The organism is Pseudomonas sp. 300 (assembly GCF_055803035.1).
This window is the reverse complement of sequence record NZ_JAVLRV010000002.1, coordinates 2503361-2526183: the sequence shown is the minus strand read 5'-3', so window position 1 is coordinate 2526183 and position 22823 is coordinate 2503361. Positions and strand designations below refer to the sequence as shown.

At 60.2% G+C, this 22823-nt stretch carries 17 protein-coding genes and 1 pseudogene; 10 read left to right on the top strand and 8 right to left on the bottom strand.

Going from position 1 to position 22823, the window contains the following annotated elements:
- Positions 1 to 30 precede the first annotated feature (30 nt).
- From Q7W83_RS17880 to Q7W83_RS17850, 7 genes are all read left to right on the top strand, one after another.
- Complete coding sequence (locus Q7W83_RS17880; protein ID WP_150653036.1) at positions 31 to 1020, top strand: alpha/beta fold hydrolase; 990 nt, start codon at positions 31 to 33, stop codon at positions 1018 to 1020.
- Positions 1021 to 1141: 121 nt separating this feature from the next.
- On the top strand, positions 1142 to 1633 hold the full coding sequence (gene rraA, locus Q7W83_RS17875; protein WP_150633990.1) for a ribonuclease E activity regulator RraA: 492 nt from the start codon (positions 1142 to 1144) through the stop codon (positions 1631 to 1633).
- A gap of 26 nt (positions 1634 to 1659) precedes the next feature.
- Positions 1660 to 2655, top strand: a complete 996-nt coding sequence (locus tag Q7W83_RS17870) for a zinc transporter ZntB (RefSeq protein WP_150633991.1) — start codon at positions 1660 to 1662, stop codon at positions 2653 to 2655.
- 63 nt (positions 2656 to 2718) lie between these two features.
- Positions 2719 to 2967 carry a hypothetical protein gene (locus tag Q7W83_RS17865; protein ID WP_007944521.1) on the top strand — a complete coding sequence of 83 codons (249 nt, stop codon included), beginning with the start codon at positions 2719 to 2721 and terminating at the stop codon, positions 2965 to 2967.
- A gap of 2 nt (positions 2968 to 2969) precedes the next feature.
- On the top strand, positions 2970 to 3794 hold the full coding sequence (locus Q7W83_RS17860) for a mechanosensitive ion channel family protein (RefSeq protein WP_008027407.1): 825 nt from the start codon (positions 2970 to 2972) through the stop codon (positions 3792 to 3794).
- Positions 3795 to 3880: 86 nt separating this feature from the next.
- Positions 3881 to 4471, top strand: a complete 591-nt coding sequence (sigX, locus tag Q7W83_RS17855; RefSeq protein ID WP_017337463.1) for an RNA polymerase sigma factor SigX — start codon at positions 3881 to 3883, stop codon at positions 4469 to 4471.
- 107 nt (positions 4472 to 4578) lie between these two features.
- Complete coding sequence (locus Q7W83_RS17850) at positions 4579 to 5613, top strand: OmpA family protein (protein WP_150633993.1); 1035 nt, start codon at positions 4579 to 4581, stop codon at positions 5611 to 5613.
- A gap of 123 nt (positions 5614 to 5736) precedes the next feature.
- On the opposite strand, the gene cobA is transcribed toward Q7W83_RS17850, so the two are convergent.
- From cobA to Q7W83_RS17815, 7 genes and pseudogenes are all read right to left on the bottom strand, one after another.
- Positions 5737 to 6510: a uroporphyrinogen-III C-methyltransferase gene (gene cobA / locus Q7W83_RS17845; protein WP_150633994.1), complete on the bottom strand. Its 774-nt coding sequence runs from the start codon at positions 6508 to 6510 to the stop codon at positions 5737 to 5739.
- 10 nt (positions 6511 to 6520) lie between these two features.
- A complete protein-coding gene (locus tag Q7W83_RS17840; protein ID WP_473656417.1) occupies positions 6521 to 9238 on the bottom strand; it encodes a nitrate reductase in 2718 nt (905 codons plus the stop codon).
- A gap of 20 nt (positions 9239 to 9258) precedes the next feature.
- Positions 9259 to 10458 (bottom strand): annotated as a pseudogene (locus Q7W83_RS17835) (NAD(P)/FAD-dependent oxidoreductase); the annotation flags it as partial.
- 283 nt (positions 10459 to 10741) lie between these two features.
- Positions 10742 to 12409, bottom strand: a complete 1668-nt coding sequence (locus Q7W83_RS17830) for a bifunctional protein-serine/threonine kinase/phosphatase (protein WP_150633997.1) — start codon at positions 12407 to 12409, stop codon at positions 10742 to 10744.
- Between the two features lie 7 nt (positions 12410 to 12416).
- Positions 12417 to 13628, bottom strand: coding sequence for a nitrate/nitrite transporter (locus Q7W83_RS17825; RefSeq protein WP_150633998.1), 1212 nt, complete (start codon positions 13626 to 13628; stop codon positions 12417 to 12419).
- 336 nt (positions 13629 to 13964) lie between these two features.
- Entirely contained in the window at positions 13965 to 14540 is a 576-nt protein-coding gene (locus tag Q7W83_RS17820) for an ANTAR domain-containing response regulator (RefSeq protein ID WP_008027390.1), read from the bottom strand.
- A 15-nt stretch (positions 14541 to 14555) separates the two neighbouring features.
- Positions 14556 to 15767 carry a CmpA/NrtA family ABC transporter substrate-binding protein gene (locus Q7W83_RS17815; protein ID WP_150653040.1) on the bottom strand — a complete coding sequence of 404 codons (1212 nt, stop codon included), beginning with the start codon at positions 15765 to 15767 and terminating at the stop codon, positions 14556 to 14558.
- Between the two features lie 230 nt (positions 15768 to 15997).
- Here Q7W83_RS17815 and Q7W83_RS17810 point away from each other — a divergent pair, with 230 nt between their 5' ends.
- The gene (locus Q7W83_RS17810) at positions 15998 to 17017 is read left to right on the top strand and encodes a quinone-dependent dihydroorotate dehydrogenase (RefSeq protein WP_150634694.1); all 1020 of its coding nucleotides are present in this window, start codon (positions 15998 to 16000) and stop codon (positions 17015 to 17017) included.
- A 179-nt stretch (positions 17018 to 17196) separates the two neighbouring features.
- On the opposite strand, the gene rmf is transcribed toward Q7W83_RS17810, so the two are convergent.
- The gene (rmf, locus tag Q7W83_RS17805; RefSeq protein ID WP_003223300.1) at positions 17197 to 17412 is read right to left on the bottom strand and encodes a ribosome modulation factor; all 216 of its coding nucleotides are present in this window, start codon (positions 17410 to 17412) and stop codon (positions 17197 to 17199) included.
- Positions 17413 to 17942: 530 nt separating this feature from the next.
- On the opposite strand from rmf, the gene rlmKL reads away from it, so the two are divergent.
- Entirely contained in the window at positions 17943 to 20213 is a 2271-nt protein-coding gene (gene rlmKL / locus Q7W83_RS17800; protein WP_150637877.1) for a bifunctional 23S rRNA (guanine(2069)-N(7))-methyltransferase RlmK/23S rRNA (guanine(2445)-N(2))-methyltransferase RlmL, read from the top strand.
- Positions 20214 to 20356: 143 nt separating this feature from the next.
- On the top strand, positions 20357 to 22747 hold the full coding sequence (locus Q7W83_RS17795) for a sensor domain-containing diguanylate cyclase (protein ID WP_473656416.1): 2391 nt from the start codon (positions 20357 to 20359) through the stop codon (positions 22745 to 22747).
- Positions 22748 to 22823 lie beyond the last annotated feature (76 nt).

The window sequence follows — 22823 nt, the reverse complement described above, 5'->3', positions numbered from 1 at the left end:
GGATGCCGCCCTTTTTTGTGCAAGAGCATTATGCAAAGCAGCAGCAACCTATTTCCTGTCGCCCTGATCAGCGCCGAGCGGCGCGGCGATCTGAGCGAAGACGTCTATCGTTTGAAACCCGGCAACAGCCCTGACGGCACGGTGGAGCTGGCCGTCACTCGTTTGGGCATGGCGGACGAGCCCGCACACGGTGGTGTGCCGGTGATCCTGTTGCACGGCAGCTTTTCCAATCGGCGCTTCTGGTTTTCCCCAAAAGGTCTGGGGCTGGGTGCTTATCTGGCGCGTCTGGGGTTCGATGTGTGGATCGCGGAAATGCGCGGCCATGGCCTGTCGCAGCGCAACCAGAACTATCGCAAGAACCGCGTCGCCGACTACGCTCGTTATGATCTGCCGGCCATTGGCGCGTTCGTGCGCGAGCAAAGCGGCCAGATTCCGCACTGGATCGGTCACTCGCTGGGGGGCATTACCCTGGCGGCAGCGCTGGGTGGCGAGTACATCGGCGAGCCGGTCGTCGCGTCTGCGGCGTTCTTCGGTACGCAAGTCAGCCGCACTTACTGGCCGTTGAAAATTCCGCCGGTGGAGTGGAGCGGACGCTTCATTCTCAAGCGTTTTGCGCAACTCTCGGGATCAAGGCTCAAACGCGGCCCGGAGGACGAGCCGATTGGCCTGGCCCTGGAAAGCATGCGCTGGTATGGCTTGTTTGGGCGCTTTGGCGATGCCGACAAGGATTGGTGGGCCGGATTGGCTGGCGTTCAGCTCCCGGTGCTGGCCGTGAGCGCCGTCGGTGACCATCAGGATCCAGCGTGGGCGTGCCGCAAGCTGTTTGATCAGATGGGTTCCGAGCACAAGCAATTCATCAATCTTGGCCGAGAGCAGGGCTTCGGCGATAATTTCGGTCACGTGGAAATGTTGGTCAGCAAAGCCGCTCAAGCCGAAGTCTGGCCGCTGGTGGCGCGTTGGCTGTCGGATCAGCACACGCCATTGCTCGGTGAAAAAGCGGATTTGGCTGCGGCAATCTGAGCCTGATGCTCTATCAAGGGCATTCCGCTCTGATTGGCTTGCGGCTAAGATATGACGCATTAAGCTTTTCCGGTCACTTTGCGACATCCTCGATTGTCTTCCTCTTTACAGGAGTTTCTCGATGAACCATTACATCACGCCCGACCTGTGCGACGCCTATCCGGAACTGGTGCAGGTGCTGGAACCGATGTTCAGCAATTTCGGCGGCCGCGATTCCTTCGGCGGCGAAATCGTGACCATCAAGTGCTTCGAAGACAACTCGCGGGTCAAGGAGCAGGTCGAGCTCCAAGGCAATGGCAAGGTGCTGGTGGTCGATGGGGGCGGTTCCCTGCGTCATGCGTTGCTGGGTGACATGCTGGCCGAGAAAGCCTCGAAAAACGGGTGGGAAGGGCTGGTGATCTACGGTTGCATCCGCGACGTCGATATCATCGCGCAGACCGATCTGGGCGTTCAGGCCCTCGCCAGCCATCCGAGGAAATCCGACCGGCGCGGGCTCGGCGATCTCAATGTGGTGGTGACGTTTGCCGGTGTGACGTTCCGTCCGGGCGAGTACATCTATGCGGACAATAATGGCGTGATCATCTCGCCAAGCCCGCTGAAAATGCCTGAATAAGCGTTGCACCAACTGAAGGGATGAGGATGTTCGAGGAAGAAAACGCGCAGTGGGGGCTGGTGCATGCCCTGGTGCTGGATGGTAAAGGCGGTGCGCGTTCGATAGCCCGGACTGAACTCGATGACTTGCAACTGCAGGCCCATGAAAGCCTGTGGCTGCATTGGGATCGCAGTCACCCGCAAACCCAGACCTGGCTACGTAAATCCAGCGGTCTGAGTGAATTCAGTTGTGATTTGCTGCTTGAAGAAAACACCCGTCCGCGTCTTTTACAGCTTTCCGACAGCGAACTGCTGCTATTTTTGCGTGGGGTCAATCTCAACCCCGGGGCCGAGCCGGAAGACATGGTCTCGGTGCGGATCTTCGCCTCGGCACAGCGGGTTATCTCGTTGCGCCTGCGTCCATTGCGCGCCACTGACGAGTTGCTGGTGCAGCTCGCCGAAGGCAAGGGACCGAAAACCGCCTCCGAACTCATCCTTTATATGGCTCAGTACCTCACCAACAAGGTGCAGGATCTGGTCAGTTGCCTCTCGGAAGTGGTCGATGAGGAAGAAGAAAAACTGGATGCCGACGAACGGTATTCGCCCGAACATGATTCCATTTTGCAGATCCGTCGCAGGGCTGCTGCGCTGAAACGTTTCCTGGCACCGCAGCGAGAAATTTTCGGACAACTGACCCGGATAAAACTGCCCTGGTTTGTCGAAGATGACGGCGACTACTGGAACGAATTGAACAACAGCCTGACCCGTTATCTCGAGGAACTGGAGTTGACCCGGGAGCGGGTGGGGCTGGTCCTCGAGGCCGAGGACAGACGTTTGAGCGTGCGCATGAATCGCACGATGTACCGCTTCGGGATCATCACCGGGATCTTTTTGCCGATGAGTTTTCTGACCGGTCTTTTGGGTATCAATGTTGGGGGAATTCCGTTCTCTGCCAGCCCGTACGGCTTCCTGATTGCCTGCCTGATGATGATCTCGGTGGCGCTGGGGCAGTGGTGGTTATTCCGACGTTTGCGCTGGGTATGACGATGCGCCATGTGACCCGGGGAAATTTGACCGCGTCTTTCACAGACATCACGAGAGGTGCGTATGCACGATCCGTTTGAACAGTCTTTGCGTGACATGCTGAACGCTTCGCCGTCTACCCGCGACGACGATGCGTGCCTTGGGCGTGTCCTGAAAACCGCCAACCGCCAGGTCGGCGCCGGCGATCTGTTCAGTCTGCTGGGCCGCTGGCTGCCCGCGCTGATGATTGCCTTGAACAACGGATCGGCGCACGTCTCGCCGGTTTCCCGTCACCGTAAACCTACCGTTCGCACTGCTGATAAGGCTGATTGAATATGGAACTTGATCTCTGGACTCAGAGCCTCGTCACTGCAATGACTGCGTTATGGACCAAGGTTGCGAATTTCATTCCGAACCTGTTCGGCGCACTGGTCGTGCTGCTGTTGGGTTTCGTCGTGGCGAAACTTTTGGATACTTTGCTGTCCAAGTTGCTCGCCAAGCTCGGCCTCGACCGCCTGATGGGCGGTACCGGTTTGACAAAATTGCTGTCCCGGGCCGGCCTTCAAGTACCGATTTCGACGCTCATTGGCAAAATTGTCTATTGGTTCGTCCTGCTGATTTTTCTGGTTTCGGCCGCGGAATCCCTTGGACTTGAACGAGTTTCAGCTACGCTGGACATGCTTGCGCTGTATTTGCCGAAAGTATTTGGCGCCGCGCTGGTGCTGCTGGTAGGTGTTTTATTGGCACAACTGGCCAACGGGCTGGTGCGTGGAGCAGCAGAAGGCGTAGGGCTGGATTACGCCGCAGGGCTGGGGCGAATTGCCCAGGGTCTGGTAATTATCATCAGTATTTCGGTCGCGATCAGCCAGTTGGAGGTCAAGACTGACCTGCTGAACCATGTGATCGTGATCGTATTGATTACCGTTGGTCTGGCGGTTGCGCTGGCCATGGGGTTGGGAAGCCGGGAAATTGCCGGCCAGATTCTTGCGGGAATCTATGTGCGTGAGTTGTATCAGGTTGGGCAACAAGTGCGTGTTGGCGAGGTCGAAGGTCAGATCGAAGAGATCGGCACGGTTAAAACCACATTGCTGACCGATGAGGGTGAGCTAGTCTCTCTCTCCAATCGGATCCTCCTGGAGCAGCATGTGAGTAGCCGCTAACCCGGCAAACCCTGCTAATGTATGCCGCCGCAAAATGCCCTGAGGGGCTGCGGCGGACATTGACCTGACTGTCGGCCCGACTTGTTTTGAATAAAGCTCAATCGCTCTCCACGCGCTACGACCCCCGCGAGCTCTCTGATGAGGAGTTGGTCGCGCGCTCGCATACCGAGCTGTTTCACGTAACGCGCGCCTATGAAGAATTGATGCGGCGTTACCAACGAACATTATTTAACGTCTGTGCACGATATCTTGGGAACGATCGCGATGCAGACGATGTCTGTCAGGAAGTGATGTTGAAGGTGCTGTATGGACTGAAGAACTTCGAAGGTAAATCGAAGTTCAAGACATGGCTATACAGCATCACGTACAACGAATGCATCACGCAGTATCGGAAAGAACGGCGAAAGCGTCGCTTGATGGACGCTTTGAGTCTGGACCCCCTCGAGGAAGCGTCTGAAGAAAAGGCGCCGAAACCCGAGGAGAAGGGCGGGCTTGATCGCTGGCTGGTGTATGTGAACCCGATTGACCGTGAAATTCTGGTGCTACGATTTGTCGCAGAGCTGGAGTTTCAGGAGATCGCAGACATCATGCACATGGGTTTGAGTGCAACAAAAATGCGTTACAAACGCGCTCTAGACAAATTGCGTGAGAAATTTGCAGGCATTGCTGAAACTTAGTTCGGCGCAAATATCTCTTACGTGTAGGCAAGTTCTGATAGACTTGCCGCCGAGTTGTCCCCCGGTTTGCGGGACTGCTTCACAATCACCAGATGGGGATTTAACGGATGAAACTGAAAAACACCTTGGGCTTGGCCATTGGTTCTCTTATTGCGGCCACTTCGTTCGGCGCACTGGCACAAGGCCAAGGCGCAGTTGAAATCGAAGGCTTCGCAAAGAAAGAGTACTACGACAGCCAGCGCGATTTCAAAAACGACGGCAACCTGTTCGGTGGCTCGGTTGGTTACTTCCTGACCGACGACGTTGAACTGCGTCTGGGCTACGACGAAGTGCACAACGTTCGTAGCGAGTCGGGCAAGAACATCAAGGGCTCCAACACCGCCCTGGACGCTCTGTACCACTTCAACAACCCAGGCGACATGCTGCGTCCGTACGTATCTGCTGGTTTCTCCGATCAGAGCATCGGCCAGAACGATCGCGGTGGTCGTAACGGCTCCACCTTCGCCAACGTTGGCGGCGGTGCCAAGCTGTACTTCACTGACAACTTCTACGCCCGTGCCGGCGTTGAAGCTCAGTACAACATCGACCAAGGTGACACCGAGTGGGCTCCAAGCGTCGGTATCGGTGTGAACTTCGGTGGCGGCTCCAAGCCTGCAGCCGCTCCAGTTCCAGCACCGGCTGAAGTCTGCTCCGACAGCGACAACGATGGCGTTTGCGACAACGTTGACAAGTGCCCGGACACCCCAGCCAACGTAACTGTTGACGCTGATGGCTGCCCAGCAGTTGCTGAAGTTGTTCGTGTAGAGCTGGACGTTAAGTTCGATTTCGACAAATCTGTTGTTAAAACCAACAGCTACGGCGACATCAAGAACCTGGCTGACTTCATGAAGCAGTACCCATCCACCACCACTACTGTTGAAGGTCACACTGACTCCGTCGGTCCTGACGCTTACAACCAGAAACTGTCCGAGCGTCGTGCAAACGCCGTTAAGCAAGTTCTGACCAACCAGTACGGTGTTGAATCGACTCGCGTTCAGTCTGTTGGCTACGGCGAATCCCGCCCAGTTGCTGACAACAAAACTGAAGCTGGTCGCGCTGTAAACCGTCGCGTAGAAGCGCAGGTTGAAGCTCAAGCTAAGTAATTAGCCCGCAGCTCTGAGAAAAGCCCGGCTTAGGCCGGGCTTTTCTTTGTCTGCGATTTGGGTTTTCAGATCACCGGACCTGCAGGAGCCGGCTTGCCGGCGATGGTCGTCAACGGAAACGCGTCATGCCTGACACGCCGTGGCGCTCTCAGGCTCATCAAGAGCAAGCTCGCTCCCATAATTCGTCGCATCACCGGCCGCAACTGCACCGATGACCAAAATGGCCGGGCTCTTGAGCTCGAAGCTTCGGGCATCTTCCTCCATCGCCGTCAGATCGCTCCGACATTCCCGTTGGTGCGGCAGAGAAGCGTTTTCAATCATCGCCACCGGTGTTTGCGCTGCCATCCCCCCGGCCAGCAGTTGCTCGCGAATTTCACTGAGCTTCGCCACGCCCATGTACACCACCAGCGTCGTGCCACTTTGCGCCAGGGCTCGCCAATTCAGGCTGCTGCCATCCTGAGTGTGGGCGGTGACCAGCGTCACGCCGCGTGCAACGCCCCTCAGGGTCAAGGGAATATCGCATTGTGTTGCACCGGCCAGCCCGGCGGTGATGCCATTGACCAGCTCCACGTCGACCCCACGGTCGCGCAGCCACTGTGCCTCTTCACCGCCGCGCCCAAAGATGCACGGATCGCCACCCTTGAGCCGCACCACGCATTTACCGTGGCGGGCATAACGCAACATCAATCGATGAATGAAGGCCTGCGGCGTCGAGCGACAGCCGCCGCGCTTGCCCACCGGAATGATCCGGGCCTGGGGGCAATGCTCCAGCACTGCGCCGTTCACCAGATCGTCGATCAGCACCACATCCGCTTCGCTCAGCGCCCTGACGGCTTTGAGGGTCAGCAATTCCGGGTCACCAGGACCCGCACCCACCAGCCAGACTTTTGCGTTCATAGTGTTTTCCTCACGAGATGACGGCGATCGGCTGCGCCGTGGCGGCGAGCAAACGCTTGATTTCCGGGACGCACGAACCGCATTGCGTGCCGCAGCCCAATTCCTGTTTCAACCCCTGCAAGTCCAGGCCTCGACGGATCCCGGCACAGACCGCGCCTTGGCTGACGTTTTTGCAGTTGCACAGGGTTTTAGTGCCGGCAACCGGCGTGATGGCATTGCCCGGTGGCGCGCTCAGCGGTGCAAGCATCCACCGCCGCAGTTGTTCGTCTGCACGACCTTGCAGCCAAAGGTCCTGCAGCCAGTGCTGCGCGAGCGTTTCACCCGCCAGGCGAATCGCGGTAATCCGGCCATGCTCGATGCGTACCCGTTTGCCAATGGAGCGCCGTGGGTCGTCGTAAGCCAGGACCGGACCTTCATTGAGCCCCAGGCAACGGTCGATATCGCACAACAGTTGCGGATCTGGCGCCGTGGCGCTGGCCGCGCGTATAAGCAGCGCTGGGCGTTCACGGCCAGTCAGGCTGAGGCTTACGTAGGAAAACTCCTCACAGAGCGGTCGTAGCGTCTCAAAATGCTGTTGAACATCGCCCTCAATCAGGACGAAAAGGTTCCAGGGCAAATGCACGGGGTCGATTCGTACACCGCTGTGTTTGAGTTCCGGTTGTTTCGATAACGGATCGAACGCCGGTTGGGTGAGCGCATTGACCCCGCCCTTCAGGAACCGGTCGCCCCAGTGCATGGGCAGAAAAGCCTGGCCCGGGCGCACGCTGTCGTCGCTGCCGACGGCGACAATCACCGCGCCGCGACGGCTTTTCAAACTGACCAGCTCACCTGCTTGCAGTCCATGGCGATGCAGTTCATCCGGGTGCAGGCTCAGCACGGCTTCGCTGACATGACCGAACAACTGCGCGGCAGTGCCGGTGCGGCTCATGCCGTGCCACTGATCGCGCAGGCGGCCAGTGATCAGCGTCAGCGGGAATTGCTCGTCGCGTTGTTCCTTGGCGGCAAGGTATGGATCGGCCACAAACCGGGCACGTCCGCTGGCGGTCGGGAAAATCCCGTCCCGATACAGTCGGGCCGTACCTTCACGGGCGCCTGCAGGAAACGGCCATTGCTGTGGACCGAGACGATCAATCAGCTCATGGCTGATGCCGGACAGGTCCAGATCTCGGTCGCGTGTCAGTAGTTTGTACTCATCGAAGACCTGCGCCGGGGTGTCGAACGCAAATAGACTGGGCTGCCCCGGACGCAGATATTTTTCCAGGCGCTGTGCGAAATCCACCGTAATTGCCCAGTCGGATCGCGTTTCGCCGGGGGCGACAATCGCCTGGCGGACGTGGGAAATCCGCCGTTCGGAGTTGGTCACCGTGCCGTCTTTCTCACCCCAACTGGCGGCGGGCAACAGCAGGTCGGCGAACGCGGCGGTTTCGGTGGTGCGAAAGGCTTCCTGCAAGACCACGAACGGGCAGGCTTGCAGCGCCGCGCGCACGGCGCTCTGGTCCGGCATCGATTGCGCGGGGTTGGTGCAGGCAATCCACAGGGCTTTGATGGTTCCGCTGCGAACCTGCTCAAACAGCTCGATAGCGGTGAGCCCGGTACTTTCAGGCAACTGGTCAACGCCCCAGTAGGCGGCGACTTCTGCACGATGCTCGGCATTGGCCGCTTCGCGATGGCCCGGCAGCAGGTTCGACAGGCTGCCGGTTTCGCGACCACCCATGGCATTCGGCTGACCGGTCAGGGAAAAAGGTCCTGCACCGGGACGGCCGATTTGCCCGGTGGCCAGGTGCAGATTGATCAGTGCACTGTTTTTCGCACTGCCGGCAGTGGACTGGTTCAGTCCCATGCACCACAGCGACAGAAAGCTCGGCGAGGTGCCCACCCATTCGGCGCATTGTTGCAGTTGCTCAACGCTGATCCCGCACAGCTGCGCAACCATGGGTGGCGTGTAATCGCGCACCAGGTTTTTCAATTCGGCGAGGCCTTCGGTGTGGGCCTTGATGAAGTCGCGGTCGATCCAGTCTTCCCACAGCAACAGGTACAAAATCCCATGAAACAAGGCGACATCGGAGCCCGGAAGAATCGCCAGATGCAGGTCAGCCAAGTCGCAGGTATCCGTACGACGTGGGTCGATGACGATGACTTTCATCTGTGGTCGGCGGGATTTGGCCTCTTCCAGGCGACGAAACAGGACCGGGTGGGCGTAGGCCATGTTGCTGCCGACGATCATCACGCAGTCGCTCGACTCAAGGTCTTCGTAACTGCAGGGCGGCGCATCGGCGCCGAGGCTGCGCTTGTAGCCGACCACTGCCGATGACATGCACAGGCGCGAATTGCTGTCGATGTTGTTGGTGCCCACCAACGCTCGCGCCAGTTTGTTGAAACTGTAGTAGTCCTCGGTCAGCAACTGCCCGGAAATGTAAAACGCCACGCTGTCCGGGCCATGTTCGGCGATGGTGTCGGCGAACACGCTGGCGGCGTGATCGAGGGCGGTGTCCCAGTCGGTGCGGCTGCGGGCCAGCCCTTTGCCCAGGCGCAGTTCGGGATACAGCGCTCGGGCCGCGAGGTCGCCGGTCAGGTGCAGGGTTGAACCCTTGCTACACAGCTTGCCGAAGTTGGCCGGGTGGGCCGGATCGCCGCTGACGCCGAGGATGCGCTCGCCGTCATGCTCGATCAGCACGCCGCAGCCGACCCCGCAGTAGCAACAGGTGGAGGCGGTGATCTGGCGGTTCATCAGCTGGCTTCCCGCAGGGCTTCACCGAACATCAGGTGATCGCGGATTTCATCAATATTCTGGCTCTCACGAATCTGCCGGAAATACCAGCCGCCATCCGCCGTGTCACCGTACAGGCAGGCCCCGACCAGTACGTCGTCCTTGATCACCAGTTTTTTGTAGATACCCCCGATCGGGTCGCGGAGGGTGATGGTTTCAGTGCCTTCGCCGCCCATGAAGTCGCCGGCGGAGAACAGGTCGATGCCGGTGACTTTCAATTTGGTCGAGGTCACCGAGCCTTTGTAGCTGGCGAAGCCAAGCTGGGCGAGATGGTTGGCGCAGACCTTGGCCTGTTCGAACAGCGGCGCCACCAGGCCATAGGCAATGCCGCGATGGCTGGCGCATTCGCCGATGGCGTATACCCGCGGGTCGTAGGTTTGCAGGGTGTCGTTGACCAGAATTCCTCGGTTGCACGGGAGTCCCGAGCGTTCCGCGAGTTCGGTCGCGGGGCGGATGCCGGCGGCCATGACCACCAGGTCGGCGGGGATGAGGTCGCCGTTCTTGAATTCGACCGAGCCGACCCGGCCATTGCCGGCATCGTGCAGGGCCTGGGTTTGCTCACGCAGACGAAAGTGCAGGCCACGGTCCTCAAGCGCGGTTTGCAGCAACCGGCCGCTGATGTTGTCCAGTTGCCGTTCCAGCAACCATTCACCGTTGTGCACCACGGTGACGTGCATGCCGCGCAGCATCAGGCCGTTGGCCGCTTCCAGGCCGAGCAGGCCGCCGCCGATGACCACCGCGTGCTTGTGGGTCTTGGCGGTGCTGATCATGGCTTGGGTGTCGGCGATGTCGCGGTAGCCGATCACGCCGTGCAGTGTGTTGCCCGGGATCGGCAGGATGAACGGGGTCGAGCCGGTGGCAATCAGCAGGCGGTCATACTCGGCCTCGGTGCCGTCGTCGGCGATCACTCGACGTTTGACTCGGTCGATCTCTACGACTCGGCGGTTGAGCAGCAACTTGATGTTGTTGTCCAGGTACCAGTCCAGGTCGTTGAGCGCGATATCTTCGAAGGTTTGCTCGCCGGCCAATACGGGCGACAGCAGGATGCGGTTGTAGTTGGTATGGGGTTCGGCACCGAAGACCGTGATGTCGTACAGCTCGTTGCTCAGCTTGAGCAGCTCTTCCAGGGTGCGAACCCCGGCCATGCCGTTGCCGATCATCACCAGTTTTAGTTTTTTCATCAGGTTCTCCGGGGAGTTCGGGCCCGCCTCGTCAGGGCGTTCAGGTCGTGCTCGACAAATTTTGCGCAAACAAAAAAAGGCGTCCCGCTAGTTGCCTAGCGAGGACGCCTTTGTCCTGGTCCCGTTCTCTCGGGAAGCGCATCCTTCGTCGTTGAAGGCTGGGCTTTATGTCTGTTGAGAGAGGTAATGCAGTGGTTGTGCCAAGTTAGCTAATGCCCGGTTTTACTGGCGTTGGTTGAGTGACCAAGCGTGGCTATTGCACCGAATCAAAGCGCCTTGCCCACTAATGGAGCGCCAGAAACAGCAACACCAGATTCACCAGCAGCGACACCAACGCCAACGTCCGCCAGACTTTCAATGGCTCGCGCTCAAGCAAGGGTCTGGGGCGCACGCTCAAACTGCGCCGTTCACCCTGTTCCAGCACCAGTAACCATTCTTCCGCGGTTTCAAATCGCTCAGCCGGATCTGCCGCCACCGCGCGCGCCAGGCTTTGTGCGATCCACTCGGGCAGGTCCGGGCGGTAGCGACTGGCACTGACCGGCAAGCCAAACCTTGGACGCTGGAACGCTTCGATTTCGCCGTAGGGATAGTGCCCGGTCAGCAGGAAATACAAGGTCACGCCGGCCGCATACAGATCCTGTTGCGGGCTGGGTTTATCACCACGAAAGGCTTCCGGTGCAATGTAACTGGGGGTTCCGGGCAGGGTCGATGCCTGATCTTCAGACAGGCCTGGGCAGTAGGCGAGGCCGAAATCCAGCAGCCGAAGTTCGCCATCGTCTCCCAGCAGCAGATTCTCCGGTTTGATGTCGCGATGGAAAATCTGCCGTCGATGCAGCATGCCGACCGCCCGCAGCAGGCGTTCAGCCAGATCCTGCCATTGGGCCAGCGCCAGGGTGGCGCTTCGTTCAGCCAGTTGCGCCAGGGTCGAACCGGAATATTCACGCATCACGTAGTACAAATGCTGACGCTGACTGGCGGCATGGACTTCAGGAAAATGCCGTCCGGCCACACGCTTGAGAAACCATTCCTCCGACAGCAATGCTTGTCCGGCCAGATGATCGTCGCGCAACGCACCAGGCAGGGTTTTCAACAGCCAGGGTTGTTGCTGAGCGTCGCGCACCCGATAGAGCAACGACTGCTGACTTTGCCCGAGTATCCCTTCGACGTGCCAGCCCTCGAACGTCTGGCCCGGTTTCAGCGCTGGCGGCAGTGGCCATTGCTGCACATGAATCAGCGCATCACCGATGCTCGTTTCACCGAGGGCGTCGACCCGCACCAGCAGCGCGCTGGCATTGTCCTGACTGCCCGCCAGATGCGCCGCATTCACCAGGGTGTGCGCGGCGCTGTGCAGATCCGGTTGATCGCGCAGAATTGCCGCAATGGCGGTGTCGCCCAGCACGGCCCAGATACCATCGCTGAGCAGGACGAAATGCTCATTCAGCCGCAGTTCGCCATCGAGAAAATCCAGCACCAGATGCTGATCGAGGCCGAGCGCCCGTTTGAGCACATGCTGCATGCCCGGCTGATCCCATACGTGATCCTCAGTGACTCGCTGCAGTTGATCGGCGTGCCAGCGATAAACCCTGCAGTCACCGACATGCGCCAGGGTAAAACGCCTGCCGCGCATGACCAGGGCACTGACAGTGGTCAGCAGCGGTTGCCCGCCGCCATTGGCCTGCAACCAGCGATTTTGTGCCAGCAGCAAGCGATCAAGCGCCTGGGCGACACCCCAGGTTTCCGGGGTGGCGTAGTAGTCCAGCGCCAGCGCCTGCAAGGTTGAACGCGCCGCGAGGCCGCCATCGGCGCACTGGCTGACGCCGTCGGCGATGGCGAACAGGTAACCCTTGCTCGCCGCCAGCGCCGGGGCCGGCGTCACCAGGCGCAAGGCGTCCTGATTCTCCTCGCGCGGACCGACGGCACTGGCTTCGGCAAAACTCAGTTGCAGGCTCATTCAGCCCTCACACCCGCGCAGCGGTGACGGCAGCCGAACCCCAAGTGGTTCTCCAGCGACGCTTCACGCCGTGCAGACCGAACCAGGCGAGGACGCCGAGGCTGGCGAACAACCACAAGGCCAGTTGATAACTGCCGGTGCTTTGCTTGATCGCCCCCATACCCGCCGCGAGGGCGAAGCCGCCGATGCCGCCGGCCATGCCGATCAAACCGGTCATCACACCGATCTCACGCCGAAAACGTTGCGGGACCAATTGGAAAACCGCGCCGTTACCCGCACCCAGACCGAGCATGGTGCAGACGAAAAGTGCCAGCGCCGCGTAGGAACTTGGCAGGTTGAAACCCACTGCTGCAATGCAGATCGCCGCCACCGTGTACATCGCCAGCAGTGTGCGAATGCCGCCGAAACGGTCCGCCAGTGCGCCGCCCAAAGGACGCATCAAACTGCCGCCAAACACACAGGCTGCGGTGTAGTAACCGGCGGTCACCGGGCTCAGGCCGTATTGGTCGTTGAAGTAGCCGGGCAGGGCGCTGGCCAGGCCGATGAAGCCGCCGAAGGTCACGCTGTAGAAAAACATGAACCACCAGCTGTCGCGGTCGCCCAGGGCCTTGAAGTAGTCGGACACCGACTTGGCTTTCGGCCGCTCAGGTGCGTTTTTGGCCAGCCAGGCGAAGACGATGATGGTCAGGATCAGCGGGATCAGGGCGAAGCCGAACACGTTGCTCCAGCCGAACGCGGCGGCCAGTACCGGAGCAATCAGCGCGGCGAGCACGGTGCCCGAGTTACCGGCCCCGGCGATACCCATGGCCTTGCCCTGATGTTGTGGCGGATACCACTGCGACGCCAGCGGCAGGGCCACGGCGAACGACGCGCCCGCCATGCCGAGGAACAGGCCCAGCAGCAGCGCTTGTTCGTAACTCTGGATGCCGTGTTTCCAGGCGATGAACAGCGCGCAGATGACGATCACCTGGCCGATGATGCCGGCGGTTTTAGGCGACAGACGATCCGCCAGCATGCCCATGATAAAGCGCAGTACGGCCCCGGCCAGAATCGGCGTGGCCACCACCAGCCCGCGTTGTTGGGTGGTCAGGTGCAGGTCGGCGGCGATTTGCACCGCCAGTGGGCCGAGTAGGTACCAGACCATGAAACTCAGGTCGAAGTAGAGGAAGGCCGCGAACAGGGTCGGGGTATGGCCGGATTTCCAGAAGCTTGAATTCATCGCGCACCTCAGCTGTGAGTCGTCTCGAGAAGGAGTCATGAGCTTGCAGGTGGGGCGCCGCAACGGCCGCACCACCAGCCCCGTTCTGTGGGGCCAAAACAAAAAAACGCCGCCACCCGATTCGCCATGGGCAAATGAGGTGAGCGACGTCTTTGTCGTAGGTGGGGCAACCGCCGTTGGTTACCTGTGTGGATTACGTAGCGAGATTTGTGCCAACAATTCTAGACCGAGTCGCTGCCAATCGCGGGCAAGCCCGCTCCCACAGGATTGGTGGTGTTCACAAAACATGTGGGAGCGGGCTTGCCCGCGATGAGGCCCTGATAGACGCTGCAATACTCAGCCGAGCAACTCACTCATCGCAATGATCTGCTCCGCCACCTGAATCAGCTTCTGCTGCCGGCTCATGGCCTGGCGCCGCATCAGCGTGTAGGCCTCTTCTTCATTGCAGTCCTTCATCTTCATCAGCAGCCCCTTGGCCAGCTCGATGCGCTTGCGCTCGGCCAGTTGCTGATCGCGGGCATGCAGTTGCGCGCGCAGGGCCTGGTCGCTTTCGAAGCGTGCCATGGCCACATCGAGAATCGGCTGCAAGCGTTGTGCGTGGATGCCTTCGACGATGTAGGCGCTGACCCCGGACTTGATCGCCTGGCGCATCACGTCGGGGTCATGTTCGTCGGTAAACATCACAATCGGACGTGGCTGGTCTCGACTCACCAACACCACTTGCTCCATCACATCGCGGCTCGGTGACTCGGTATCGATCAGAATCACGTCCGGACGCACCGTTTCGACGCGTGCGGGCAGGTCGATGGTCAGGCCGGATTCGTCGATGACCTCGAATCCGGCTTCGGTCAGTGCGGCTTTCAAGCGGCCGACTTTCTTCGCGGTGTCGTTGATCAGCAGGATACGCAACATGTTCGCAGTCTCCTGTCAGCGGCTGGCGAATCGGGACGAGCTGTCGCTCATGGCGTGCAGTTTGAAACTGCGGGCATATCCGGCCGGGTCCGAGCCGTCCCAGATTTTGCCGTCGATCAACTGGCTGCTGCGCATATCCTGGCCCGAAGAGGCGACATCCACCGCGCTGGCGGCCTCTCGATACAAGTCTAGTTGCTGAACCTGACGGGCCACCGCGAGGTAGTCCGGGTCGTCGCGCAGCAATCCCCAGCGGCGGAACTGGGTCATGAACCACATGCCATCGGACAGGTAAGGCCGGTTGACCTCGCCAGCGCCATGGAAGCGCAACGCGTGCGGGTCCTGCCAGCGGTTGCCGAGGCCGTCGGCGTAGTCGCCGAGCAGTCGCGGTTCGATGCAGTCGAGTGGCGCGTCCAGGTATTGCGGGGCGCTCAGCAACTGGGCGGTACTGCGGCGATTCTCGGTGCTTTCTTCGATGAAACGGCTGGCCTCCAGAATGGCCATCACCAGCGCCCTGGCGGTGTTGGGGTATTGCTCGACGAACGTGCGGGTGCAGCCGAGGACTTTTTCCGGATGGTCGGGCCAGATGGTCTGGGTCGTTGCCATGGTAAAGCCGAGATTGTGTTTCACGGCGCTGGCGGACCAGGGTTCACCGACGCAGAAACCGTCGATCCGCCCGGCTTGCAGGTGCGCGACCATTTGCGGTGGCGGCACTACCACACTGTTGACGTCGTGCAACGGATGAATGCCTTGGCTCGCCAGCCAGTAATACAGCCACATGGCGTGGGTACCGGTCGGAAATGTCTGGGCGAAGGTGAGTTTTGGGCGAGTTTGGTGCACGTGGCGATCCAGTGCTTCAGGACCGGTCACGCCCAACGCCTGCAAACCGTGGGAGAGGTTGATGCTCTGACCGTTCTGGTTCAGGCCCATGAGCACTGCCATGTCGGTCGGCGCCACGCCGCCGATGCCCAAATGTACGGCGTAGATCAAACCATACAGGCTGTGGGCGGCATCGAGTTCACCGCTGACCAGTTTGTCCCGCAGGTTGGCCCAGGAAGACTGGCGCTTGAGGTTCAAGGTCAGGCCGTAGGGCTGGGCGAAGCCCTGAGTGGCGGCGACCACCACCGAGGCGCAATCGCTCAGGGCCATGAAGCCCAGGTTGATGTCGGTCTTTTCCGGGGCATCGCTGCCGTTGACCCAGGCCAGTGGGCCCGCTGTGGGTTCATTCATGACTAAACACCTTCCAAAAAAAAGCGTCGTCCCAGGCCCTCGCGCAAGCAAAGCCGGGTGACGACGCCATTGTCCTTCCACTCATCCCGCCGTTGGCATGAGTGCTGATGCCTGTGCTGGTGCAAGGCATATGCCATCGCCCGCTGATTTTGTCGCGCGCCTCGCTTGCGACCCCGATGCCCGGCTATAATCGCCGCCTCATTTCGCCGCCATTCGAGTCAAAACCGCCCATGTACACCCTGGCCCGTCAGCTGTTGTTCAAACTTTCCCCGGAAACCTCCCACGATCTGTCCCTGGACCTGATCGGCGCGGGCGGGCGTTTGGGCCTCAACGGCTTGCTGTGCAAGGCTCCGGCAAAAATGCCGGTGAGCGTCATGGGCCTGGACTTCCCGAACCCGGTGGGTCTGGCGGCCGGTCTGGACAAGAACGGTGCGGCCATCGACGGATTTGCCCAGTTGGGTTTTGGATTCGTCGAAATCGGCACCATCACCCCGCGTCCGCAGCCGGGCAACCCGAAGCCACGGATCTTCCGTCTGCCGGAAGCCGAGGCGATCATCAACCGCATGGGCTTCAACAACCTGGGTGTCGATCACTTGCTGGCGCGTGTGGCGGCGGCCAAGTACAAGGGCGTGCTGGGCATCAACATCGGCAAGAACTTCGATACTCCGGTCGAGCGCGCGGTCGACGACTACCTGATTTGCCTGGACAAGGTCTACGCCCATGCCAGCTATGTGACGGTCAACGTCAGCTCGCCGAACACTCCGGGCCTGCGCAGCCTGCAATTCGGTGACTCGCTCAAGCAATTGCTGGCCGACCTGGCGACTCGCCGTGCCGAACTGGCGTTGCGACATGGCAAACATGTTCCGCTGGCGATCAAGATCGCGCCGGACATGACCGACGAAGAAACCGCTCAAGTCGCGCAAGCGCTGATCGAAACCGGGATGGACGCGGTGATCGCCACCAACACCACCCTGAGCCGCGTCGGCGTTGAAGGCATGGAATACGGTGACGAGGCGGGCGGTCTGTCCGGCGCACCGGTTCGTGACAAGAGCACCCACACCGTGAAGGTGCTGGCGGCCGAGTTGGGCGGTCGCTTGCCGATCATCGCCGTGGGGGGCATTACCGAAGGCAAGCATGCGGCTGAGAAAATCGCTGCGGGGGCGAGCCTGGTGCAGCTCTATTCCGGTTTCATCTACAAAGGCCCGGCGCTGATTCGCGAATCCGTCGACGCCATCGCTGCCCTGCGCTAAACCCCTGTGGGAGCGAGCTTGCTCCCACATTGAAGTGTTTGCCGCTTAAAGTCGCGTTTTTGGCAGGCATAAAAAAGGGCTCCTCGAAGGAGCCCTTGGGCCGGAGCCCGCCGCCCGGATGGGGCGTGCGTGGTAAGTCGTTACGTAATCAGGTTGTCGTGTCGGATGTGTGCCCTGTGTTAGCCGACGGCGTGAAGTTCGTTGAGTCTGTGGATTCCCGCAGTGCCGGTCATACCGTCCCAGTTGTCGCCGCGTCCTTCTCGCCAGCCGTTAATCCAGGCTTGGCGTACCGACGGTAGAGTAAATGGGCAAAGCTCACGGGATTTGCCACCAACGCCATATTGATATCCGCGCAAAAATGCTCTTTCCAACGGATCACGCTTAAGTCTTCTCATAGGGTGTTGCCCTCACTTGTTGACTGTATGTATCGCGTTGACCTCAATCGAGGTCTGGCAGAAATGTCTGCCGTTGGGGGCTCGCTGCCGGCGTGGCGAGCCAAGGTGTTGACGTCCGTTGTGGCGCCAACCTGTGTTGAGTTCTAACCAATGCGTCACATCGAGGGAATGATCGTTTTGTCATAAGGACGTAACGATAAAGATGGTATGGCCATAAGTAACACGATGTTTGTCCCGTGTTTATTGGCCAAAGCCCTGTATGATCGGCCCCCCGCAGGATGATGGGGTTAATCCTTTAGTGAGAATGCCTCGCGTTGGTCCCGGGCATTATTCGACGAAGGGTCGAGTTATGACATTTTATTGCATCAACTTTTTTATCTGCCCGTGCATCTAAGCTCTTCTAACCTGAGCAGCACGGGTGGGACGGCACACCTTCGTGCCACGCGGGCGCTCTTTTAGAAAAGCGCCTGATTGAAAACCGGGCCGGCAATGCGTTGTCGGTTCACTTAGCCAAAGGCTCTGAAATTCCAATGTCCGATCAATTCGAAATCTTCCTCACTTGCCCAAAAGGCCTCGAAGGCCTGCTCATCGAGGAAGCCGTCGGGCTTGGCCTTGAAGAGGCGCGTGAGCACACCTCTGCCGTGCGCGGCATGGCGACCATGGAAACCGCTTATCGCTTGTGCCTGTGGTCGCGTCTGGCGAACCGGGTTTTGCTGGTGCTCAAGCGTTTCCCGATGAAGGACGCCGAAGACCTGTATCACGGCGTACTCGATATCGAGTGGCAAGACCACATGCTCAACGACGGCACCCTGGCCGTCGAGTTCAGCGGTCACGGCTCGGGCATCGACAACACGCACTTTGGCGCCCTGAAAGTCAAAGACGCCATCGTCGACAAACTGCGCACCCCGCAAGGTGACCGTCCGTCGATCGACAAACTCAACCCGGACCTGCGCATTCACCTGCGTCTGGACCGTGGCGAAGCCATTCTGTCCCTCGACCTCTCCGGTCACAGCCTGCACCAGCGCGGCTACCGCCTGCAGCAAGGCGCGGCACCGCTGAAGGAAAACCTCGCGGCGGCCATCCTGATCCGTTCCGGCTGGCCGCGCATTGCGGCCGATGGCGGCGCACTGGCTGACCCGATGTGCGGTGTCGGTACGTTCCTCGTCGAAGCTGCGATGATCGCCGCCGATATGGCGCCCAACCTGCGTCGCGAGCAGTGGGGCTTCACCGCGTGGCTTGGTCACGTACCGGCACTGTGGAAAAAGCTGCACGAAGAAGCCACCGAACGCGCTGCGGCCGGTCTGGCCAAGCCACCGCTGTGGATTCGTGGTTACGAAGCCGACCCGCGCCTGATTCAACCGGGCCGCAACAACGTCGAGCGTGCCGGCCTGAGCGAGTGGATCAAGATCTACCAGGGCGAAGTCGCTACCTTCGAACCGCGCCCGGACCAGAACCAGAAAGGCCTGGTGATCTGCAACCCACCGTACGGCGAGCGACTGGGCGACGAGGCGAGCCTGCTCTATCTCTACCAGAACCTCGGCGAACGTCTGCGTCAGGCTTGCCTGAACTGGGAAGCGGCGGTGTTCACCGGCGCGCCGGACCTGGGCAAGCGCATGGGCATCCGCAGCCACAAACAGTATTCGTTCTGGAACGGCGCGTTGCCGTGCAAACTGCTGCTGATCAAGGTCACGCCGGATCAGTTCGTCACCGGCGAGCGTCGCACCCCGGAACAGCGCCAGGTCGAGCGCGAACAGGCGGAATACGATCAGGCGCCGAACGAGCCGCAGGAACGCCAGTACAACAAAAACGGTAACCCGATCAAACCGGCTGCGGCACCCGCTCCGGTAATCGAGCAACCGCGCTTGAGCGAAGGCGGGCAGATGTTTGCCAACCGTCTGCAAAAAAACCTCAAGGCACTGGGCAAGTGGGTCAAGCGTGAAGGCATCGATTGCTATCGTATTTACGATGCCGACATGCCGGAATATTCGATGGCCATCGACCTGTATCACGATTGGGTCCACGTCCAGGAATACGCCGCGCCGAAATCCATCGACCCGGAAAAAGCCTCGGCGCGCATGTTCGATGCGCTGGCGGCGATTCCACAGGCATTGAACATCGACAAAAGCCGCGTAGTGGTCAAGCGTCGCGAGCGTCAGAGCGGTACCAAGCAGTACGAACGTCAGGCGGCCCAAGGCAAGTTCGTCGAAGTCAACGAAGGTGGCGTGAAGCTGTTGGTGAACCTCACCGACTACCTCGACACCGGGCTGTTCCTCGACCACCGGCCGATGCGCATGCGCATCCAGAAAGAGGCAGCCGGCAAGCGCTTCCTCAACCTGTATTGCTACACCGCGACGGCCAGTGTTCACGCAGCCAAGGGCGGCGCGCGCAGCACCACCAGCGTCGACCTGTCGAAAACCTACCTCGACTGGGCGCGTCGCAACCTGTCGCTGAACGGTTTCTCCGACAAGAACCGTCTGGAGCAGGGCGACGTGATGGTCTGGCTGGATGCCTGCCGTGACGAGTTCGACCTGATCTTTATCGACCCGCCGACCTTCTCCAACTCCAAGCGCATGGAAGGGATCTTTGACGTGCAGCGAGATCAGGTGCAACTGATCGACCTGGCCATGGCGCGACTGGCGCCGGGTGGCGTGTTGTACTTCTCCAACAACTTCCGCAAGTTCGCGCTCGAGGAAAACCTCACCGAGCGTTACGCGGTCGAGGAGATCACCACCCAGACCATCGATCCGGATTTCGCCCGCAACGGCAAGATCCACCGAGCCTGGAAAATCACTGCGCGTTGACAGATTTTCGCATTGGATCCACAGAGCCTTGATTTTTAAAGGCTCTTGGCTTCTTTCAGTGCTGGTCAAATTGATGGCTAATAGCTATAACTCAACGCATGGCCAATGGGCTTTTCCGGCACCTGGCGTTTTGAGTTGCCTCTATGTCGTTGCACGCCGTGCGCCCAAAGATCCTGGGTTTTATCAGTGAAGACGTCTCGGCCTGGCTGGTCGCGCTGCTGGTATTGGTCGTCGGCGGGATTCTCACCGGATTGCTCGCCTGGTCGACCCTGAATCTGTTTCACCAACAATTGCGGCAACGTTTCCAACTGCTGGCCAGTGAACGTTACAGCCGTATCGAAGAACGTTTCGAAGATCAGGAGCAGCGCCTCGATGGGCTGCGCCGGTTCTTTGCCAATTCCGATGCGGTTGCCCGCGAGGAATTCGACGGCTACACCCAACCTTTGCTGCACCGGACTCAGGCCTATTCGTTTGCTCTGCGGGTCAGCCGTGCCGAGCGGGCAGCGTTTGAGCGTCGGGTGCGTGAAGAGGGTTTATCCGATTTCAGCATTCGTGAGCTCAATGCCGACGGTCAGCTGCAATTGGCGGCGGAGCGCGATGAGTATGTTGTGGTGCTGTACAGCCAGACCCAAAGCAAGCTCGGCTCACCGCTGGGTTACGACCTGGCGGCGCAGCCTCTGCGCCGTGCCACCCTGGACAGGGCGGACCAGCATGGTCAGATGGCGGTGTCGCAGCCGATGCATCTGGTTAGCATCGAGCCGGCCTATGCGCGGGGCGTGCTGCTGGTGGCGCCGGTCATGCTACGCGGCAATCCAGACACGAAACCTTACGGTTATGTGATGGCGGTGATCAGCATGCGTCAGTTGCTGGCCGATGGCTTGCCGGAAGCGGGCCGTGATTATCTGTCGGTGCGTATCCTCGACTTGTCCACCGAGGACCAGCACGAAGTGCTTTACGAATCCTCCAACGGTCCTGCCGCCAGTGAGTTGGCGGCGACCCGGCTGCTGCGGCTGGCCGACCATGGCTATCAGGTCGACATCCAGCCTAGCGAGGCCTTCCTGCAAGCCAACCATTCCTCGGTAGGCAGCCTGGTGGTACTGGGTGGTTTGCTCAGTCTGCTGCTCAGCTCGCTGCTTTATGTACTGGTCAGTCAGCGGCAACGCGCGCTGAAAATGGTCGAGCAGCGGACTCAGGAACTGCGTGCCCGTGAGCAGGAACTGCGTGGCACCCACGGTCAGTTGCGTGGCGTGTTGAATGCCGCGACTCAGGTGGCAATCATCGCTACAGACCTGCGCGGTGTCATCAGCACGTTCAACGCCGGGGCGGAGCAGATGCTCGGCTATTCAAGCGTGGAAGTGGTCGGGCACATGACCCTGGAAAACCTGCACCTGCCCCGGGAACTTGCCGCGCGTTCGGCGGAGTTGAGTGCACGTTATGGCAAACCGATTCCGACCTGCCAGGCGATGTTGGTCGAGGGCGGTGAGGAGGGCGGTCACGAGGCGCGGGAGTGGACACTGATCCGTGGTGACGGCAGCCAATTAACGGTGAACATGCTGGCGACCCCGGTGCTCGACGATCAAGGTTTGTGGGTCGGGCACTTGGCGATCTGCATCGACGTCACCGAGCGCAAGCGCGTGCACGAGGCGCTCGCCGCACGGGATTTGCTCTTGAAGAAACTCAGCGCCCATGTGCCCGGCGGGATTTACCAGTTCAAGATGGAGTTCGACGGGCGCTTCAGTGTGATCTACGCCAGCGATGGCATCCGCGAGATCTACGAACTCGAACCCGATGTCTTGCTGCTCAACGCCGAAGCGATTTTCACCCGGATTCACCCTCAGGACACCACGAGGGTCCGCGCCTCGATCCGGGCATCGGCGGACACGCTCAGCCCGTGGCGCGAGGAGTATCGCGTGCAGCTGCCGACGCGAGGGCTGCGCTGGGTCCGTGGCGAAGCAACCCCGGAGGAGCAGCCTGGCGGCGGCGTACTCTGGCATGGCTACATCTCGGATATCTCCGATCTCAAGCGCGTCGAAGAAGAACTGCGAGCGCTGTCGATCACCGATTCGCTGACCGGAATCCACAACCGCCGCTACTTCCAGGAGCGCCTGACCACCGAGATGGCCCGGGTCGAGCGCGGTGGCGGCGAGTTGTCGGTGATCATGCTAGACATCGATCATTTCAAACGCATCAATGACCAGCATGGCCACGCCGTTGGCGATCGGGTGTTGCAGGCGGTGTGCGAGCGCATCGGCCATCGCCTGCGCCGCACCGACGTGTTCTGTCGCTTGGGCGGTGAAGAGTTCATGGTGCTCTGCCCGGACATCGACGGCGAACAGGCCTATGTGCTGGCGCTGGAGCTGTGGCAGGGCTTGCGCAGTTCACCGATCGACGACGTCGGGATCGTCACCGCGAGTTTCGGCATTGCCAGTTGGCGGGTCGACGAGGGCGCGGATGCGCTGTTGCTGCGGGCGGACTCGGGGGTCTATGCGGCGAAGCAGGCGGGCCGGGATCGGGTTCAGGGCGAGATGAATTAGCTGCCGGCTGCACACAACCCCCTGTGGGAGCTAGCCTGCTAGCGATAGCGGTGTGTAAGTCAATATATGTGTCGAC